This is a genomic window from Sphingomonas sp. NFR04, from assembly GCF_900114095.1.
Taxonomy (GTDB): Bacteria; Pseudomonadota; Alphaproteobacteria; order Sphingomonadales; family Sphingomonadaceae; genus Sphingomonas.
Genome location: NZ_FORV01000002.1, coordinates 391,659 through 408,499, shown reverse-complemented (window position 1 = coordinate 408,499; position 16,841 = coordinate 391,659). Strand labels below are relative to the sequence as shown.

Annotated in this window: 15 protein-coding genes; 8 read left to right on the top strand and 7 right to left on the bottom strand. The window is 65.1% G+C overall.

The window, feature by feature from the left end; genetic code table 11:
* Positions 1–53: 53 nt before the first annotated feature.
* The gene (locus BM009_RS08080; RefSeq protein ID WP_093295278.1) at positions 54–314 is read left to right on the top strand and encodes a hypothetical protein; all 261 of its coding nucleotides are present in this window, start codon (positions 54–56) and stop codon (positions 312–314) included.
* 126 nt (positions 315–440) lie between these two features.
* A complete protein-coding gene (gene secA / locus BM009_RS08075) occupies positions 441–3,185 on the top strand; it encodes a preprotein translocase subunit SecA (protein WP_093295276.1) in 2,745 nt (914 codons plus the stop codon).
* Positions 3,186–3,414: 229 nt separating this feature from the next.
* On the opposite strand, the gene BM009_RS08070 is transcribed toward secA, so the two are convergent.
* The 3 genes from BM009_RS08070 to BM009_RS08060 all read right to left on the bottom strand — a co-directional run bounded on the left by BM009_RS08070 (position 3,415) and on the right by BM009_RS08060 (position 5,678).
* Positions 3,415–4,014 carry a CC0125/CC1285 family lipoprotein gene (locus tag BM009_RS08070; protein WP_093295274.1) on the bottom strand — a complete coding sequence of 200 codons (600 nt, stop codon included), beginning with the start codon at positions 4,012–4,014 and terminating at the stop codon, positions 3,415–3,417.
* A gap of 132 nt (positions 4,015–4,146) precedes the next feature.
* Positions 4,147–4,662 (bottom strand): phosphoribosyltransferase, encoded by a 516-nt coding sequence (locus BM009_RS08065; protein WP_093295273.1) that lies wholly within the window; start codon positions 4,660–4,662, stop codon positions 4,147–4,149.
* Positions 4,662–5,678, bottom strand: coding sequence for an adenosine deaminase (locus BM009_RS08060; protein WP_093295271.1), 1,017 nt, complete (start codon positions 5,676–5,678; stop codon positions 4,662–4,664). Before BM009_RS08060 ends, BM009_RS08065 begins: the two co-directional genes overlap by 1 nt.
* Before the next feature lie 71 nt (positions 5,679–5,749).
* Here BM009_RS08060 and BM009_RS08055 point away from each other — a divergent pair, with 71 nt between their 5' ends.
* The 3 genes from BM009_RS08055 (at position 5,750) to BM009_RS08040 (ending at position 8,604) form a co-directional block, all read left to right on the top strand.
* The gene (locus tag BM009_RS08055; protein WP_093295270.1) at positions 5,750–6,046 is read left to right on the top strand and encodes a KTSC domain-containing protein; all 297 of its coding nucleotides are present in this window, start codon (positions 5,750–5,752) and stop codon (positions 6,044–6,046) included.
* A 77-nt stretch (positions 6,047–6,123) separates the two neighbouring features.
* Positions 6,124–7,101, top strand: coding sequence for a right-handed parallel beta-helix repeat-containing protein (locus BM009_RS08050; protein WP_175487945.1), 978 nt, complete (start codon positions 6,124–6,126; stop codon positions 7,099–7,101).
* A 417-nt stretch (positions 7,102–7,518) separates the two neighbouring features.
* Positions 7,519–8,604, top strand: coding sequence for an acyltransferase family protein (locus BM009_RS08040; protein WP_093295265.1), 1,086 nt, complete (start codon positions 7,519–7,521; stop codon positions 8,602–8,604).
* A 67-nt stretch (positions 8,605–8,671) separates the two neighbouring features.
* Here BM009_RS08040 and BM009_RS08035 read toward each other — a convergent pair whose 3' ends face one another.
* Positions 8,672–11,704, bottom strand: a complete 3,033-nt coding sequence (locus BM009_RS08035; RefSeq protein WP_093295264.1) for a TonB-dependent receptor domain-containing protein — start codon at positions 11,702–11,704, stop codon at positions 8,672–8,674.
* A gap of 844 nt (positions 11,705–12,548) precedes the next feature.
* Between BM009_RS08035 and BM009_RS08030 the strand changes: the two genes are divergently transcribed.
* The 3 genes from BM009_RS08030 (at position 12,549) to trxB (ending at position 15,131) form a co-directional block, all read left to right on the top strand.
* Complete coding sequence (locus BM009_RS08030; RefSeq protein ID WP_093295262.1) at positions 12,549–13,799, top strand: HD-GYP domain-containing protein; 1,251 nt, start codon at positions 12,549–12,551, stop codon at positions 13,797–13,799.
* Between the two features lie 83 nt (positions 13,800–13,882).
* A complete protein-coding gene (locus BM009_RS22565) occupies positions 13,883–14,020 on the top strand; it encodes a hypothetical protein (RefSeq protein WP_164521722.1) in 138 nt (45 codons plus the stop codon).
* A 139-nt stretch (positions 14,021–14,159) separates the two neighbouring features.
* Positions 14,160–15,131 (top strand): thioredoxin-disulfide reductase, encoded by a 972-nt coding sequence (trxB, locus tag BM009_RS08025; protein ID WP_093295261.1) that lies wholly within the window; start codon positions 14,160–14,162, stop codon positions 15,129–15,131.
* A 7-nt stretch (positions 15,132–15,138) separates the two neighbouring features.
* On the opposite strand, the gene BM009_RS08020 is transcribed toward trxB, so the two are convergent.
* From BM009_RS08020 to BM009_RS08010, 3 genes are read right to left on the bottom strand one after another with little or no spacing between them, the layout of a single operon-like run.
* Entirely contained in the window at positions 15,139–15,885 is a 747-nt protein-coding gene (locus tag BM009_RS08020) for an alpha/beta fold hydrolase (RefSeq protein WP_093295259.1), read from the bottom strand.
* Positions 15,873–16,514 (bottom strand): hypothetical protein, encoded by a 642-nt coding sequence (locus BM009_RS08015; protein WP_093295258.1) that lies wholly within the window; start codon positions 16,512–16,514, stop codon positions 15,873–15,875. Before BM009_RS08015 ends, BM009_RS08020 begins: the two co-directional genes overlap by 13 nt.
* Positions 16,511–16,768 (bottom strand): acyl carrier protein, encoded by a 258-nt coding sequence (locus tag BM009_RS08010; protein WP_093295256.1) that lies wholly within the window; start codon positions 16,766–16,768, stop codon positions 16,511–16,513. The genes BM009_RS08015 and BM009_RS08010 overlap by 4 nt, the downstream gene beginning before the upstream one ends.
* Positions 16,769–16,841: the final 73 nt, after the last annotated feature.

Sequence of the window (16,841 nt, the reverse complement as noted above, 5' to 3'; positions counted from 1 at the left end):
TGCGTTGCCGCCCGTCGGTTGCGACATCACCACCGTGTATCACAGGGTTTCGCTTGGAACTGCTGCTGCTTCTCACTGCGCTTTTCGCGAGCCTGACCGGCGTGTCGGGCGAGCGTGGGCTGCGTCCGATTCAGGGCGTGGCCGTGGTGCGCGTGGCCGAAGCGGCGCAGGCGGCAGTCACCCCGTCGCGCCATATCGTCGCGGCTGCGGCGGCGCTCCCGGCGCTGGTGCGGGTCGTCACGATCCCGGTGTTCCATCTGGCCGCCCCACCGCAGCCCGCGCTTCGCCTCGCCTTCGAGCAGCGGCGCGAATAGCCTTTCCGGCCCGCGCGTTCGGGCCCTTCTTCCTTTCGTCGCCGCGCCTTTGCGCGGTGCGCCCGCGATGGCTCCGCTTCGTCCAGCAGCCGTCGCGCATCCCATCCAAACAGGTCAGGAATTCGCATGTTCGGCGGTATTGCCAAGTCGCTTTTCGGTTCGTCCAACGATCGCTACGTCAAGTCGCTCAACCCGATCGTCCAGAAGATCGCCAGCTTCGAGCCGACGCTCCAGGCGATGAGCGACGACACGCTGGCCCAGCAAACCATCAAGTTCCGCGAGCAGCTGGCCAACGGCGCCAAGCTCGACGACCTGCTGCCCGAGGCCTTCGCCACGGTGCGCGAGGCGGCACGCCGCGTGATCGGCCAGCGCCACTATGACGTGCAGATGATCGGCGGCATCGTGCTCCACCGCGGCGAGATCGCCGAGATGCGCACCGGCGAAGGCAAGACGCTGGTGGCGACGCTCGCCACCTATCTCAACGCGCTGCCGGGCGACGGCGTCCATGTCATCACCGTCAACGACTATCTCGCCCGCCGCGACGCCGAGTGGATGGCGCAGGTCTATGGCTTCCTCGGCCTCACCACCGGCGTGATCGTGCCCAACCTCTCCGACCAGCAGCGCCGCGACGCGTACGCCTCGGACATCACCTACGGCACGAACAACGAGTTCGGCTTCGACTATCTGCGCGACAACATGAAGTATGATCGCGCGAGCATGGTGCAGCGCCCGTTCGCCTATGCGATCGTCGACGAGGTCGACTCGATCCTGATCGACGAGGCCCGCACCCCGCTGATCATCTCCGGCCCGACCGACGACCGGTCCGAGCTGTACATGAAGGTCGACGCGGTGGTGAAGCAGCTCGATGCTTCGACCTATGAGAAGGACGAGAAGCAGCGCACCATCGTGCTGACCGAGGAAGGCACCGAGACGGTCGAGCGGCTGCTCGAGGATGCCGGCGTGCTGGTCGGCGCCAATCTCTACGATTTCGAGAACACCCAGGTCGTCCACCACCTCAACCAGGCGCTCCGCGCGAACGTGATGTTCAAGCGCGACACCGATTACATCGTCAAGGACGGCAAGATCGTCATCATCGACGAGTTCACCGGCCGCATGATGGACGGCCGCCGCTGGTCGGACGGCCTGCACCAGGCGGTGGAAGCAAAGGAAGGCGTCAACATCGAGCCCGAGAACCAGACGCTCGCCTCGATCACCTTCCAGAACTATTTCCGCATGTACCCCAAGCTGGGCGGCATGACCGGCACCGCCTCGACCGAAGCGGCCGAGTTCTACGACATCTACAAGATGAACGTCGTCACCATCCCGACCAACCTGCCGGTGCAGCGCGTCGACGAGGAAGACACGTTCTACAAGTCGACCGAGGACAAGTTCGCCGGCATCGCCAAGACGATCAAGGCGCATGCCGAGCGCGGCCAGCCGGTGCTCGTCGGCACCGTATCGATCGAGAAGTCCGAACTGCTCTCCGAATTCCTCCACCGCGAGGGCGTGAAGCACGAGGTGCTCAACGCGCGCTTCCACGAGAGCGAGGCGCATATCGTGGCGCAGGCCGGTCGCCTGGGCATGGTCACCGTTTCGACCAACATGGCGGGTCGCGGCACCGACATCCAGCTGGGAGGCAATGTCGAGTTCCGCGTCGCTGATGAACTGCGCGACATGCCCGAGGGCCCCGAGCGCGACGCCGCGATCGAGCGGATCAAGGCCGAGGTCGCCGCCGAGAAGGAACAGGTGAAGGCTGCCGGCGGCCTGTTCGTGCTCGGCACCGAGCGCCACGAGAGCCGCCGCATCGACAACCAGCTGCGCGGCCGCTCGGGCCGCCAGGGCGACCCGGGCCTCAGCCGCTTCTACCTCAGCCTCGACGACGATCTGCTGCGCATCTTCGGCTCGAACACTTTGTTCTCGCGGATGATGCGCTCCAGCCTGGAGGACGGCGAGGCGATGCCGCCGTCGCGCTGGCTGAGCAAGGCGATCGAAACCGCCCAGCGCAAGGTCGAGGCGCGCAACTATGACGTCCGCAAGCAGGTCGTCGAATATGACGACGTGATGAACGATCAGCGTAAGGTCATCTACGAGCAGCGCGCCGACATCATGGATGCCGACACGGTCGGCCATGTCGTCGAGGACATGCGCCACGAGACGGTCAACGCGATCGTCGGCGAGGCCTGCCCGCCGAACAGCTATCCGGAGCAGTGGAACATTGCCGGATTGAAAGAGCGTATCGCCGACACACTCGACCTCGACCTGCCGGTCGACGATTGGGTGAAGGACGAGGAAGCGATCGATCCGGAGATCCTGGAGGAGCGCATCCGCGCGGCCGCCGACGCCGCGATCGCCGAGAAGGCGGCGGACCTGGAGCCGGAGACCTGGACTTCGATCGAGAAGTCGATTCTGCTCCAGAACCTGGACCATCACTGGAAGGAGCATCTCGCGATGCTCGACGCGTTGCGCCAGGTCGTCCACCTGCGCGCCTATGCGCAGAAGACGCCGATCAACGAATACAAGCACGAGGCGTTTTCGATGTTCCAGCGGATGCTCGACACGATCCGCGAGGACGTGACGCGCACCATGGCCTTCGCCCAGTTCCGCATGGCACCGCCGCCGGAGCTGCCCGAGCTGCCGGCCTTCTTGACCACGCACATCGATCCGCTGACCGGCTTGGACAATACCAACGACTGGGACGGCGGCTCGGCCGGGCTGGTCACCACGCGCCTGCCACCGCTCGGCATCCCGCAGCCGGCGGGCGACGATCACGGCACCGATCCGTCGCAGTGGGAGGGCGTGGTCAGCCGCAACGCGCCGTGCCCGTGCGGTTCGGGGCTGAAGTATAAGCACTGCCACGGGCAGGTGGCGTAAGGGTTGCCTGTTAAACCCTCTCCCCACCGGGGAGAGGGAGGGAGAGGGGCATTGCGAGGCGCTGCCTCGTGCGGTTGCTGCGCAACCGCTCACCCTCTCCAAGCTTCGCTAGGCGCTGACGCGCCAAGCTACGCTATCCTCCCCCTCAAGGGTGAGGACAAAGGACACAAAGAAAAGGGCGGCGCCGGTAGTCCCGGCGCCGCCCTTTCTGTTTCTCCGTGGCCCGCGATCAGCGGGTCTGCGGCATCTGGATCTTCGGGCCGAGCCGTTCCTTCACCTCGCGCGCGTCGAAGGCGCGGATGTTGTCGGCGGGCTTGGGGCCCTTGCCCATCACGATCTCGGCCATCGCCTCGTAGCGGTCGACGGTGCGGATATCGACGTTGCGGTCGAAGAAGGGATCGCCCCAGAAGGGATCCCAGCTGCGCCAGCCCCAGCGCGGGCTGTAATAGCGCCAGTACGGGTTCCAATAGCCCCAGGGGCCGCCAAAGCCCGCACCGCCGACACCCGGCGTCGCATAGGTCTGGGTCTTCTTCTCCGTGTCGCGATTGGCGAGCAGGAAATAGTCATAGCCGCTCTGCAGCGTCAGCTCGGCCGCGCGATAGAGCAGGTAGCGCTCCACCGTCTCGCGCGAGGTCAGGCTGTTGCCCGAAAAGCTCACCCGAAACCGATTGTCCTCGATCTGCTCGTCCGAATAGCCGTTGCGCACCGATCCGCTCGCCGAGGCGGGCTGGTAGGGCGTGGCGGTCATGCACGATGCGAGCGAGAGGCTGCCCGCGACCATCAGGCCGAGTGCTGCCAGCCGCCGGCCCTTCTGTGATGAAATTGGCATTGTTCCTCCGACACTTCCAAACAGTAAACGTCGCCGCATGCCCCTCGAACGCGCGAGCCGGCGAAACTCTCCCACGCGTTCACGCGATGAGGCGTGGCACAGGCGCGATTGACGGTTGCTGAACGATCGCTGTCAAGACAGCCGGTCGGGTACCTCGCGCGCATCCGCATCGAGACTGGTCTGCGGCGCCATCGCTTCCCACGGGAAGACGAACCAGTCCTTCTGCACCGCCCGGTCGATGGTCTCGGCGCAATATTCCACCCGCTGCGACGAGCGGACATTGTCGAGCAGCACGGCAAAGCGGACCTGTTCCGCCACCGCCCCTTCCGCCGCCAGCGCGGCGCGCAGCTCGCCGATGGTCTTGCCGCTGTCGTTGATGTCCTCGATGAACAGCAGCCGCTCGCCCTCGCGGGTCCGCTGGGCGAGCACCGCGACCAGCTCCTCGGCGAACTGGGTGATGCGGGTCGAATAGTCGATCGAGACGAGCGGCAGCCCGATGCGGTGCGACAGATACACCGCCGGCGTCAGCCCGCCGCGACCCACGCCGACCAGCAGGGTAGGGGACCAGTCCACCACCGCGCCCGCAATCGCATGCACGCCCCCGACGAGCTGGTCATGGGTGAAGTGGGTGAAGACGATGTCGCCCATCACGCCGCCTCCGCCACCCAGGCGTCGATCGCCGCGAGGTGCGTCGCCACCGCCTCGTCGGGCAGGAAGGAGCCGAGAAAGCTGTTGCGAGCTAGGGTGGCGAGCTGCTGCTTGCTGAGCGCCCGACCATAGGCGACGGCGCGGTAATTCTCGCCGACATAGCCGCCGAAATAGGCAGGGTCGTCCGAGTTCACCGTCGCGCGCAGGCCGAGTTCGAGCATCCGGTCGATCGGGTGCGCGTCGATCGTCTCGACATTGCACAATTTGACGTTGGACAGCGGGCAGACGGTGAGCGTCATGCTCGACCGCGCCAGCCGGGCGACAAGCATGGGGTCGTCGAGGCTGCGATTGCCATGGTCGAGCCGGTCGACCTGCAGCAGGTCCAGCGCCTCATGGACATAGGCGGCCGGGCCTTCCTCGCCGGCATGGGCGACGCGCTTCAGGCCCTTTTCGGCGGCAGCGGCGAACACGCGGGCAAACTTCGACGGCGGATGGCCGAGCTCGGACGAATCGAGGCCGACGCCGGCGATGCGGTCGAGCCAGGGTTCGGCCTCGGCCAGTGTCTTGAACGCATCTTCCTCGTCGAGATGGCGCAGGAAGCAGAGGATCAGCTGCGAGGTGATGCCGAAGCGTGTTTCGGCTTCCGCCATGCCCGTCAGTAGCCCCTCGACGACCGTGCACATAGCAATGCCGCGCGCGGTGTGGGTCTGCGGATCAAAGAAGATCTCGGCATGGCGGACGCCGTCTGCGGCGGAGCGCTCGAAATAGGCAAGCGCCAGATCGCGGAAATCGGCGTCGGTGCGCAGCACGTCGGCGCCGGCATAATAGATGTCGAGAAAGTCCTGCAGGTTCGAGAACTGATAGGCTGCGCGCACCGCTTCGACGCTGTCATAGGGGATCGCCACGCCGTTGCGCCGGGCGAATTCGAACATCTGCTCGGGCTCGAGGCTGCCTTCGATGTGGAGATGGAGTTCGGCCTTGGGCAGGCCGGTGATGAAAGCGTCCAAATTTTCCATCGCCCCAACATCGCAGCGGCACCGGCGAGTCGCAAGCGCAACGCCTGCGGGGAGACTTGCGTTTGCTGCACATGCCCTCGCGAGTGATCCGGAACTGGCAATATGATCCCGGGCACGGGTGGCTCGACATTACCTTCGTCAGCGGCCGGCGCTATCGCTATTTCGACGTGCCCGTCTCCATCGAGCAGGACCTCGCAGGCGCAGCATCGAAAGGCGCGACGTTCAACCGCGCGATCCGGAATCGGTATCGTTGCGAGCGGCTCGATCGCCTGGAAACATGCAGGTCCCGACGTCGCCGGCTCGACGCGCGCGACGAAAGCAACGGTTCGCCGCAGCGCGGTATCGGGAGCCGCGACACTGCAACCTGATGTCCATATCGGTGAGGCCGGAAGGCGCCGGACTCGAACCGCGTCGACCTTCCTCGTCTCACCTCGGAGGAACCCTCATGCTCCTGCTCATTGCTGCCGCCATCACCGTTGCGACACCCGCCCAACTGCAGTCGGCGGTGAAGACCGCGCGGGGCGGAGACGTCATCCTGTTGCAGCCCGGACACTATGGCGTGGTCGCGCTGAACGGCGCGCGCTATGATTCCACGGTCACCATCCGAAGCATGAACCCCGACCACCGGGCATTCTTCACGCGCATAACGATCAACAACGCGCGAAACCTTACCCTGTCGGGACTCGAGATTTCCTACGCACCCGCCCCCGGCGAGGGGAACGCGCAATCGATGGTTCGCGTCGAAAACGGATTCAACGTCACCCTCAACGGCCTCTATGTGCACGGGGTGATCGACGGCAACGTCGCCAAGGACGTCAATGGCGTCGTGGCCTATGACGTGGAAGGATTTCGCGTCACCAATTCGCGGTTCCTGGAGATCAATGCGGGGATCAAGACGGATCGTGGCGGAAATGTTCTGATCGAGAACAACGATATCGGCTTCATCGGCTCGGACGCGATCGAGATTCCCGGCTCGAACGGGGTGACCATCACCGGAAATACACTTCACGATTTCCGGACCAATCCGACGATCCACCCCGACGGCGTGCAGTGCTGGACCACGCGCGAGACCTCAGGCTGCAAGAATGTCCGGATCCTCCGCAACCAGATCATCGGCAGCCCGGGCCATGAGCCGCAAGGCGTGTTCTTCGGGGACGAGGATCATGTCGGCGGCTATGAGAATATCGAGATCAGCAACAATCGCTTCTACATGACCATGTGGCACGCGATTGCGCTCTATAGCGCCCCGAAGAACGTCGTCATCCGGTACAACCAGGTCATCGCGGGGCCGAACTTCACGCCCTGGATCCGCGTCGAAGCGCCGGCCACCGTCCAGGGCAATGTCGCGCCAGCCTATTATATCAACACCAATGACAGCGTGCTTCCGTCCGGAAATTACATTGGCGGGCTATTCCAGAAGTGAACCGATGTTCCCTGCAGGAGTGCGAACGGCGCCGGCCTACCGGCCATCCGTTGGGGATGCATAGGCGGTGCTGGGTTCGTCGTGAGACGTTATCCCGAGACTGTCCGTCACCATGAACTTCAAGAGCAGCGCTATCCCGAAGGCGGCAACGAAATACCACCCGGTCAGCGGATCAGCACTGTTCGGTTTCCCCATGCCCTTCATGCTTCCCCCCCATGTGTTCGCCCGCTGATACTGGGTTGGTGGCGCGAGCATAGCGCAACCTGCAGGTGGCTCGATCGCCAATTGATCCATTTTGGAAATAACTCGCGGAATGTTTGCGATCAAATCGTTTATTTCAGGACAAAATGATGGTGATCCCGTTTTGGGAAATCCGGGCAGCCGATGAAGATCGGCTGACCTGCACAGGGGGCGACAATGACAAGTTTGGGGGAACGGTTCGCCGCTAGGGCGACGACCGGGTTCGATTATGCGCGGCTCGTGCTCGCGCTAGCGGTGGTGCTTTGGCACACCTTTCCGGTGACGATGTCGACCGAGGCGCTGCTGCCGCATGTCCATGAACCGATCATGGTGCTCGTTCGCGTCATCCTGCCGATGTTCTTCGCGCTGAGCGGTTTCCTGGTTTCCTCCAGCCTGGAGCGTGCGCCGAACCTAGGCGTTTTTCTCTGGCATCGCGTGCTGCGCATCTTCCCCGCGCTGACGGTCGAGGTGCTGTTGTCTGCGCTGATCCTGGGGCCGCTGCTGACCACCGTGTCGCTGGCGACCTATTTCACGCACCGCGAATTCTTCCAATATCTGGTCAACATCCTCGGCTGGATCCACTTCCGCCTGCCGGGCGTGTTCCTCGACAACCCCGTCTCGGGCATCGTGAACAGCTCGCTGTGGACGGTACCGTCGGAACTGGAATGCTACATCACGATCAGCGTGCTCTTCCTGATCGGGTTTACCAAGCGGCCGAAGCTGCTCGCTGCCACCTATGTTCTTGCCGCCGCTGTGTTGACGTGGCGACAGGTGGCGACCGGGGCGCCGCTCTGGTTCAACGTCGACAAGTTCAACCTGACGCTCAGCTTCGTCGCCGGCATGCTCGTGTATCAATATCGCCACGCGTTGCGGGGTGGTTCCGCGGTAGCCTTCGCCGCCTTTGCCGTCGCGTGCCTGCTGCTGTACTTCCCGAACGCGCAATATGTCGCCAGCTTCCCGGCGGCCTATGCGGTCGCGGCATTCGGCTGCAATCGGATGTGGCGCCCGAAGCTGCTGTTCGGCGGCGACTATTCCTACGGGCTGTACCTCTATGCCTATCCGATCCAGCAGACGGTGGTGCACCTGATCGGGCCGGGCAAATTCTTCGAGACGCTCGGCTTGTCGCTGCTGGCGATGGTGTGCTTCGCGGTCTTTTCCTGGCACGCGATCGAAAAGCGCATCCTGGTGTTCAAGGATGCATTTCCGGGGATCGTCCGCTGGGTGCGGCGCCCGACGCTCGCGCGGCGCGTCAGCCCGGTGTGAGAGCGACCGAACGACGCATCGGGAGGGGCGAATGCCCTCCCGATGCGCGGTGTTCAGTGGCGTAGGGTCAGAACTTGAAGTTCGCGCCGGCGCTGAAGCTGCGGCCGACGAGCCCGGCATAGTGCCAGGCGTTCAGGTAGTTCGGATTGCTCGTATAGGCGCCCGATGCGAGCGGCGCGCGCGCATTGGTGAAGTTCTGCACGTTGACGAAGAAGCGGAACTGGTCGTTCACCTGCACCGCGGCGTTGAGGTCCGCGTAGATGAACGGACGGATGTAGCACTGGTAGCTCTTGTCGCCGCCCTTCACGATCGGCGCCTTGTTGTTGGCGCAGGAAAGGTCGATCGCACCGTTGACCGGCGTGATGGTGTCGGCTGCAACCTGCTTGATACGACCGACATAATAGGTGGTCGCGGTGAGCGAGACCTTGCCGAATTCGAGCGCGTTCTGCCAGTTGCCGCGGATGCGCGGCGTGCCGCCGCCCGACGACAGGTTGTACGGCCCGAGCGTACCCGCATATTTCTGCATCACGCCTTCGGGGGTGACGAGATCGAGACGGAGGACGCGGGTGACGTCGACGCGGCTGATCAGGCGCATGCGGTCGGCTAGGTGGAGGTCGACGCTCGCCTGCATGTCGAGGCCCGAGCTCACCTGGTAGTTGGCGTTGACGTACGGCACGTCGAGCACCAGCAGACGGGGCAGGGCGGTCGGGTTCACCGGGTCGACGCCGTCGACGACATTGCACTTGTAGCCCTGCCCGACGGCCGCGACGGCGGCGCAACCGGCGGCTGCGGTCGTCTGGGCGTAATAGGCGTCGATCGCCTTCGCCTGCAGCGGTCCGCTGACAATGAGGTTCGACTTGCGGATATTGTAGTAATCCACGGTCATGTTGAACCAGCGCGTCGGCTTGAGCATCGTGCCGATCGTGACGCTGCGCGAAACTTCGGGCAGGATGTCCGGATTGCCCTTGGAGCCAGCGCCGATGCTGTAGCTGCCCGAATAGGCAGCGTTGCCCGGATGGGCGTCGACGAAGCTCTGCGGCGGCGCGAACGTCGTGAAGCCGGAATAGCTGCTGGCGGGGTTGTATTCCGCGAAGGTCGGTGCGCGGAAGCCCTGCGAGTAGGTCGCACGGAACGAGACCTGCTCGATCGGGCTGAACTTCGCGCCGACCTTGGGCGAGAAGTGGCTATAGCCCTGCGAATAATGGTCGTAGCGACCTGACACGTTGAGATCGAACGTCCGCGTGAACGGCGCGTCGATTTCGAAGAACCCGGCGGTTACCGTCTGGCGGCCCTGCGCCGAGGAAGTGGTCAGGCCGTAATAGGCGAGGTCCGAATTCTGGTTGCGGTTCATCAGTGTTTCGCGGCGGATCTGGAAGCCGCCACCCACGTTGAGATCGCCACCGGCCAGCGGCAGCAGCGACTTCAGCAGCGAGCCGCCGATCGTCGCGACCGTCGAATAGGACGGTGTGGTGCGGTCCGGCGAGACCTGGTTGCGCACTGCCGCCGTGTTCAGCTCGGGATTGACGAAATTGTAGGCGCCGGTGTTGACCGCGTTCAGCAGGCCCTGGACGTTGACGAAGCCGTGCTGGGTGACGCTGAAATTGTCACGCGCATACACGCCGTTCAGGCGGAACTTGAAGCCGTTGCCCAGGTCGCCCGAGATGCCGGCCGAGGTGCGGAACACGTCGACATAGCGGAAGCTGCCGGCAGGGATGTCGCCGAACAGATAGTAGATGCGCGCCGCGCCGTTGCTGGGATCGCCCGCATAGGCGGCGGCATAGGGGTTGTTCGGGTTCAGCTTGCGGTCGGCGGCGGAGGCGCAGTTCACGCCGGATGCGCAGACATAGACCGGCAGCACGATGCCCGGGTTGCTCGAAGCAATCGATGCGGAGCCGCCGAAGGGCTGGGTGGCGCGGATGTTCGAAGGCGCGCCGGTGATCGTGACTTCGGAATGCGAGTAGCTGCCGGTGGCGAACGCCTCCCAGTTATCGGCCAGGCGCACGCTGAGGCGGCCGGTGGTCGAGTAGCGCTGCTGCTTCGGCTGGATGATCGAATATTCGTCCGCCAGGTTGTGCGCGCAGCCGGTGCCGCTTGCTTCCTTGGTGTTCACCGTGAAGGTGCCGAAGGGGCAAGCAGTGGGGTTGAGCAGCTGGTACCGGGTCGTGGGATCCCCGACCTGGCCGGACAGCGGATTGTTGAGGTCGCTCTGCGAGACGCGGGTCACCACCGCCTGCGGGTTCGACGTCGTCAGCGAATCGTCGTTGCGGTTGCGGTCGGTCAAGCCGCTAGGGCGCAGGTCGTTGGTGTTGAACGGATAGCCGCGCGAGTGGTTGGTGATGAACCCGTCATAGGTGTATTCACCGTTGATGTAGAAGTTCCAGCCCTTCTCGCGATAGTCGCCCACGCCGGCGGTCAGCGTCGCACGATAGCGCGAGCCGTCGCCCTTCTCGGTCGTGCCGGCCTGCACCGAGCCTTCGAGGCCCTTGAACTGCTTCTTGCTGATCAGGTTGACCACGCCGCCGATCGCGTCGGCGCCATAGGTGGAGGACGCGCCGTCCTTCAGCACTTCGATGCGGTCGACGATGCTGAACGGGATCGAGTTCAGGTCGACATAGGAATTGTGGCCGTCGTCGTTGAGCGGGAAGTTGGCCGAGCGGAGGCCATCGATCAGCACCACGGTCGACGACACGCCGAGACCGCGGAGCGAGACAGCGGCGCCGCCGGCCGAGAAGCCGTTCTTGAAGCCGGTCGAGATCGAGCCGGCACTGTCGGCCGAGACCGAGCGGATCGCATCCTGCGCCGTCGTGATGTTCGCGCGCTGCAGCGTTGCCGCGCTCAGCACGGTCACCGGCGAGATCGAGCTTGCGTTCGAATCACGGAACAGCGTGCCGGTGACGACGATCGGCGCCTGGTCGGCCGGAGGGCCCTGGTCCTGCGCGTCGGGCGCGGCGGGATCCTGCGATGCTTCCACCGCGCCGGTGGCAGCGTCTGCCACCTGCACGGGAGCCGCGGTCTGGGCATATGCCGGAGCGGCGATCGCGGTCAGCAGCGCGGCGGTCGAAATGCCATACCGCAGGTTCAGAAAACGCGCGGAATCCATCAAAATCATGAAGCTGTTCCCTTTTAGCGCAGCGACGACTTTCCGTCGTTTCCGCCCGAGCCAAGACCCGGTGCTGCGGGGCGCCCGCTATCATCGTCGAAGTTAAGGAGGCTTTAAAAAGTGGCTTGTTTCGCAGTGGCTTGACGGCGATTTCGATTGCATTGATGCTTGCCAGTTCAAGGCACTTGCGGCGATGTTGTGGCAGTAAATACTTCGTGAACTGGCTGGATGCTGCTGCCGACTTCAAGAACATGTCGACGATTGCCTGTCAGGCGAGCCGATGTTGGCGCCGTTCATGGCAAGACCATGGGGAATGCTCTGCTGGGTTGCTACTGTCGTAGGGGGCGGAAGCCTGGATCAGCCCCGCAGCCGGGCTTTCCGCCGACCAACGCGATGCTTGTTCGGATCGATGCCCAACGCTTGGCGCAGCTTGCGCGTCAGCGGATGTTGACCGTTCGTGCCGATCACGACTTTGCGCCGCGTCCGCGAGGCGTTGACGGCGTTTCCGATCGTTCTCCTCCGATCCGAAATTTGTTACTGCTCGGCATCAATCGAGGTCGCATAGCCTGATCGGCCGCACGCAGTCGCAGCCTCATCTGCAACAGCTTGTCGACCAAGCACATCCTCCATCATCACTTCTGCGTCGTGGCTCCCGCTGTCACGCGGAGGGCTCTCCGCCCATGCGCGCACCCTGTTAGCTTCGGGGTAACGATATCTGCACATCGTCGATTAGGTCGTGCGGTCTAGCTTCCAGAAAACTAAAGGTCTTTGGGAGGCTTGGCGACGTGTCAGCGGACAGGCGCTCTTGCAGAGTGCCCGACTCGGATGGGAGGGAGGGCTTGCCATGGCGGCGCTGAAGACGGTGCCCGCAGCGGAGGTCCGGCTGGGGATGTTCATCCACGGCTTCGAAGGCTCGTGGTGGGAGCATCCCTTCTGGCGGACGCGCTTCCTGCTCACCGACCTCGAGGATCTCCAGAAGCTCCGCGCGTTTCAAGGGGGCGTGATCATCGATGTCGCGCGATCCCAGGTCGCGGCGCCGGGCATCGATACTCCAGCCGCCGCGGTCGGCGGGGGAGAGGAAGCGGGCGCGACCGCGGCGTTGCCCGCGGCAACCGCGAAGCGCGCCATTCCCGAATCGCCCGCCGCCCGCTTCTCCACCGAGCAGGCCCAGGCTGCCGCGCTGGTCGCGGGCGCGCTCGATACCGTGCGCGGCACCTTCGAGGATGTCCGGCTGGGGCGGGCGATCGCGCATGAGAAGGTCGCCGCGCTGGTCGACGACATCGCCGGGCAGCTCGATCGCAACGCATCGGCGCTGCTGCGCGTGCTCCAGCTCAAGAGCAAGCACCAATATACCTATCTCCATTCGGTTGCCGTCTGCACCCTGATGGTCAACCTGGCACGACACCTTGCGATGGACGACGAGGCGGTGCGCACGCTGGGGCTTGCCGGGCTGCTGCACGATGTCGGCAAGGTCGCGATCCCCGATGCGGTGCTCGACAAGCCGGGCCGCCTCTCGCCCGAGGAATTTGCGCTGGTGCGTACCCATCCGGAGGAGGGCGTGGCGCTGCTGCGCGAGGATGGCGCGATGCCGGCGCTCGCGGTGGAGGTGTGCCTCCATCATCACGAGCGCTGGGACGGCAATGGCTATCCGCACGGGCTGAAGGCCGACGACATCAGCCTGCCGGCGCGGATGGGGGCGATCTGCGACGTCTATGACGCGCTGACCTCCCACCGTGCCTACAAGCGCGCCTGGCTCCCCGCGCGGGCGCTGGGCGCGATGTGGAGTTGGGACGGGCATTTCGATCGCGACCTGCTGTTCCAGTTCATGCGCAGCATCAACCTGTATCCGCCCGGCATGCTGGTGCGGCTCGCCTCGGACCGGCTGGCCCTGGTGCTGGACAATGGCGGCCGGGCGACACGGACGCGGTTGCTGGTCTTCCACTCCCTCGCCGAGGACAGCGCGCTCACCCCACGGTCACTGGTGCTGACCGGCGGGGCGGAGGAGGACAGGGTGATCGGCTTTATCCCCGCCGAGGAGGCGCCGAGCGCGATTCCGTCGCTGGACTTGTATCCGCCAGTCGCTGTAACAAATTAGGCATAATACCGGAACGGCACGCGATTCCGGATCGTCTATAACGAAGAACAGGAAGAGGGTCGCTTGAACGGAGTCGCCGTATAATGCGTGCATTACATGAATTGCCGCCGGAGCAGGTCGAAGGCCGGGGTGTCGATCCCGCCGCATCGGGCAGCCTGCTGATCATGGCGATGGGCAGTGTGCTGTTCTGGGCGAGCGTCGCCGTGTGGATCCTTCGCTGACAGGCCGCAACTTCGCCTTGGTGCCGTGACAGCTTTTCCGTTCCGGCACGGCGTTGCAGATGTGTCCCGCGACGCCATGTTGCTTCCGACGATGCCCTGTCTCTAGAAGCGGCATCGAAGATTCGTCGGAAAGCAGACCATGACCGCCACCCATTCTACCCGCATGTTGATCCTGGGCTCGGGCCCCGCCGGCCTCTCGGCTGCCATTTATGGCGCGCGCGCGGGCCTCGCCCCGATCGTCGTCCAGGGCATCCAGCCCGGCGGCCAGCTGATGACAACCACCGATGTCGAGAATTATCCCGGCTTCCGCGAGGTGATCCAGGGCCCCTGGCTGATGCAGGAGATGCAGGCCCAGGCCGAACATGTCGGCGCGCAGATGATGTGGGACACGATCGTCGAGGTCGATGTCAGCCAGCGCCCGTTCCGCATGGTCGGCGATGGCGGCACCGTCTACACCGGCGACACGCTGGTGATCGCCACCGGCGCGCAGGCGCGCTGGTTGGGCCTCGATTCGGAAGAGCTGCTCAAGGGCAAGGGCGTCAGCGCCTGCGCGACCTGCGACGGCTTCTTCTTCCGCGGCAAGAAGGTGGCAGTGATCGGCGGCGGCAACACCGCGGTCGAGGAAGCCCTGTACCTCACCAACCACAGCCATGACGTGACGCTGATCCACCGCCGCGACAGCCTGCGTGCCGAGAAGATCCTGCAGCAACGCCTGTTCGCCAACGAGCGGATCAACACGCTCTGGAACAAGGAAGTCGTCCGCTTCATCGGCGGCGGCCAGCCCGAGGGGCTGATCGGCATCGAGCTGAAGGACACGGTGACCGGCGCGCTGTCGACGCTCGAGGTCGATGGCGGCTTCGTCGCGATCGGCCACCACCCGGCGACCGAGCTGTTCCGCGGCCATATCGCGCTCGACGACGATGGCTATATCCAGGTCGAGAAGGGCACGACCAACACCAGCGTGCCCGGCGTGTTCGCCTGCGGCGACGTGATGGACAAGCATTACCGCCAGGCGATCACCGCCGCCGGCACCGGCTGCATGGCCGCGCTCGACGCCGAGCGCTTTCTTGCCGCAGCCGATTTCGAGACGGTGGCGCAGGCGGCGGAATAACGACAGGTCAGGGCGCTCGCTGCTCGGCGAGCGCCTCGATCACCCGCTCGTAGAGCCAAGCCTTGTCGGCAGTGCCGGCGAAGACGTGGCTGGCAGTATCGAACTGCTTGCGGCGGACACGGGTACTCGCGGCAGCGTAGGCCGGCTTGTGCAGGAATTCGGCAAAGTCCGCGGCAATCTTGTCGCGGGTGGCGAGCAGCACCGTCATCGGCACCTCCGCCGCAGTGAACGCCGCCGCGAGTTCGCCGGCCAGGCTGCGATGCGTTTCCGGTCGCCGAATGCCGACCCGGCCGATCATCTGCCGCATCCAGCCGCGCGCCGCTTCTTCCTCCTCGGGTTCTTCGGGCGGGGGCAGGGGGGCTATGACCACGGGGTTTGCGAGCAGCAGCGCGTCGATCCGTGCCTGGGCATGGAATAGCGCGAGCGCCGTCGCGCCGTCGCCATTGCCGAATGCGACCACACGGCGCAGCTTGGCCTCGCGCCGGAAGACGCTGGCCGCCGCGACAATTTCCGGCGCGCTTTCCAGAAAGCCCTGGTTGCTGCCCGCCGAATCGCCGACGCCGCGGCGATCGAAGCGGAACACCGGATAACCGGCCGCCGCGATGCGGTGCGCCAGCTGCGACATGCTGCGATGCGGCCCGCTGCGAATCTCGTTCCCGCCCGATACGATCAGTAGCCCGGTAGCGCCCGAGGCGCCGTCCAGCGTGCCGACCAGCATGTCCCCCAGGCAGGGAAAGCCGATCAGGCTTCGCACATGCGTATCCAGGCGGCGAGATCGTCGGCGAGCAGCGTGGCGAGCGCGATGTCGTTGTCCGGGGTGGGTTCGCGCCAGAGCGCGCGGCCCGCCACCAGGCGATCGGCTGGGCGGGTATCGCCTTCGAGCCGGAGCGTCCGCGCCGGCTCGACATGGCAGTCCGGCAGCTCGTCAAGGAAAGTGTCGGGCAGGCGGTGCCCGCCATAGCCGGGCGCGTCGCCCGTTCGGTGAATGCGGCGCAGCGCCCGCAGCAGCGCATCGCCGGGCTGCGGCGCGAAGTGCCAGCGGCGACGGATCACCACGCTGCCGTCGAGCAGCGCGCCGCTGCGAAGGGCCATGGAGTAGGCGCGGCCGCCAGCGGTGCGCGCCGCAGCGGCAAAGCCCGCGCGCAGATCCGAAATGGCGATGCGCTCGCTCGGGATCAGGCTCTCACCCGTCCCGGGAAGCTCGGGCAGGACGCCCGCGATGCCATGGTTCTCGGCGAGCGATCGCAGAATCGTCGCAGCGAACCCGCGCATCCGGTTCGCCTCTTCGAACAGCGGCAATGCCGCGATGACGACGGGGCCGCTGCCGGGACCGAAGCGCACCATCGCTTCACGGCCGCCTGCCCAGTCATAGGGTTCGATCACCCCAATACCTTTTGCGCGGCGAAGCGGGTAAGCGTGCCGAAGCTCTCCAGCATCTCGCCGTCCACCTCGTCGTCCTCGATCAGGATGCCCAGCCGGTCCTCGATCTCGGTCAGCACGCCGGCGACGGCGAGCGAATCCAGCTCGGGCAGGGCGCCGAACAGCGGCGTGGTCTCGTCGAACGCGGCGACGCGTTCGTCGCTCAACCCGAGCACGTCGCGCAGCACGCCGCGGACGGTGGTTTCGATGTCGAGCATGGCTTCAGGCCGCAATGGGATTCCCCTGCAAGAAATTTGCGCTTCCGTAAGGCTTGGCGGCGGCGCTGCCAAG

Excerpts from the sequence above, each read along its gene's own strand:
- secA (WP_093295276.1), top strand. The coding sequence starts at position 441 with ATGTTCGGCGGTATTGCCAAGTCGCTTTTCGGTTCGTCCAACGATCGC.
- BM009_RS08070 (WP_093295274.1), bottom strand. The coding sequence starts at position 4,014 with ATGCCAATTTCATCACAGAAGGGCCGGCGGCTGGCAGCACTCGGCCTG.
- BM009_RS08065 (WP_093295273.1), bottom strand. The coding sequence starts at position 4,662 with ATGGGCGACATCGTCTTCACCCACTTCACCCATGACCAGCTCGTCGGG.
- BM009_RS08060 (WP_093295271.1), bottom strand. The coding sequence starts at position 5,678 with ATGGAAAATTTGGACGCTTTCATCACCGGCCTGCCCAAGGCCGAACTC.
- BM009_RS08055 (WP_093295270.1), top strand. The coding sequence starts at position 5,750 with ATGCCCTCGCGAGTGATCCGGAACTGGCAATATGATCCCGGGCACGGG.
- BM009_RS08050 (WP_175487945.1), top strand. The coding sequence starts at position 6,124 with ATGCTCCTGCTCATTGCTGCCGCCATCACCGTTGCGACACCCGCCCAA.
- BM009_RS08040 (WP_093295265.1), top strand. The coding sequence starts at position 7,519 with ATGACAAGTTTGGGGGAACGGTTCGCCGCTAGGGCGACGACCGGGTTC.
- BM009_RS08035 (WP_093295264.1), bottom strand. The coding sequence starts at position 11,704 with ATGGATTCCGCGCGTTTTCTGAACCTGCGGTATGGCATTTCGACCGCC.
- BM009_RS08030 (WP_093295262.1), top strand. The coding sequence starts at position 12,549 with ATGGCGGCGCTGAAGACGGTGCCCGCAGCGGAGGTCCGGCTGGGGATG.
- BM009_RS22565 (WP_164521722.1), top strand. The coding sequence starts at position 13,883 with ATGCGTGCATTACATGAATTGCCGCCGGAGCAGGTCGAAGGCCGGGGT.
- trxB (WP_093295261.1), top strand. The coding sequence starts at position 14,160 with ATGACCGCCACCCATTCTACCCGCATGTTGATCCTGGGCTCGGGCCCC.
- BM009_RS08010 (WP_093295256.1), bottom strand. The coding sequence starts at position 16,768 with ATGCTCGACATCGAAACCACCGTCCGCGGCGTGCTGCGCGACGTGCTC.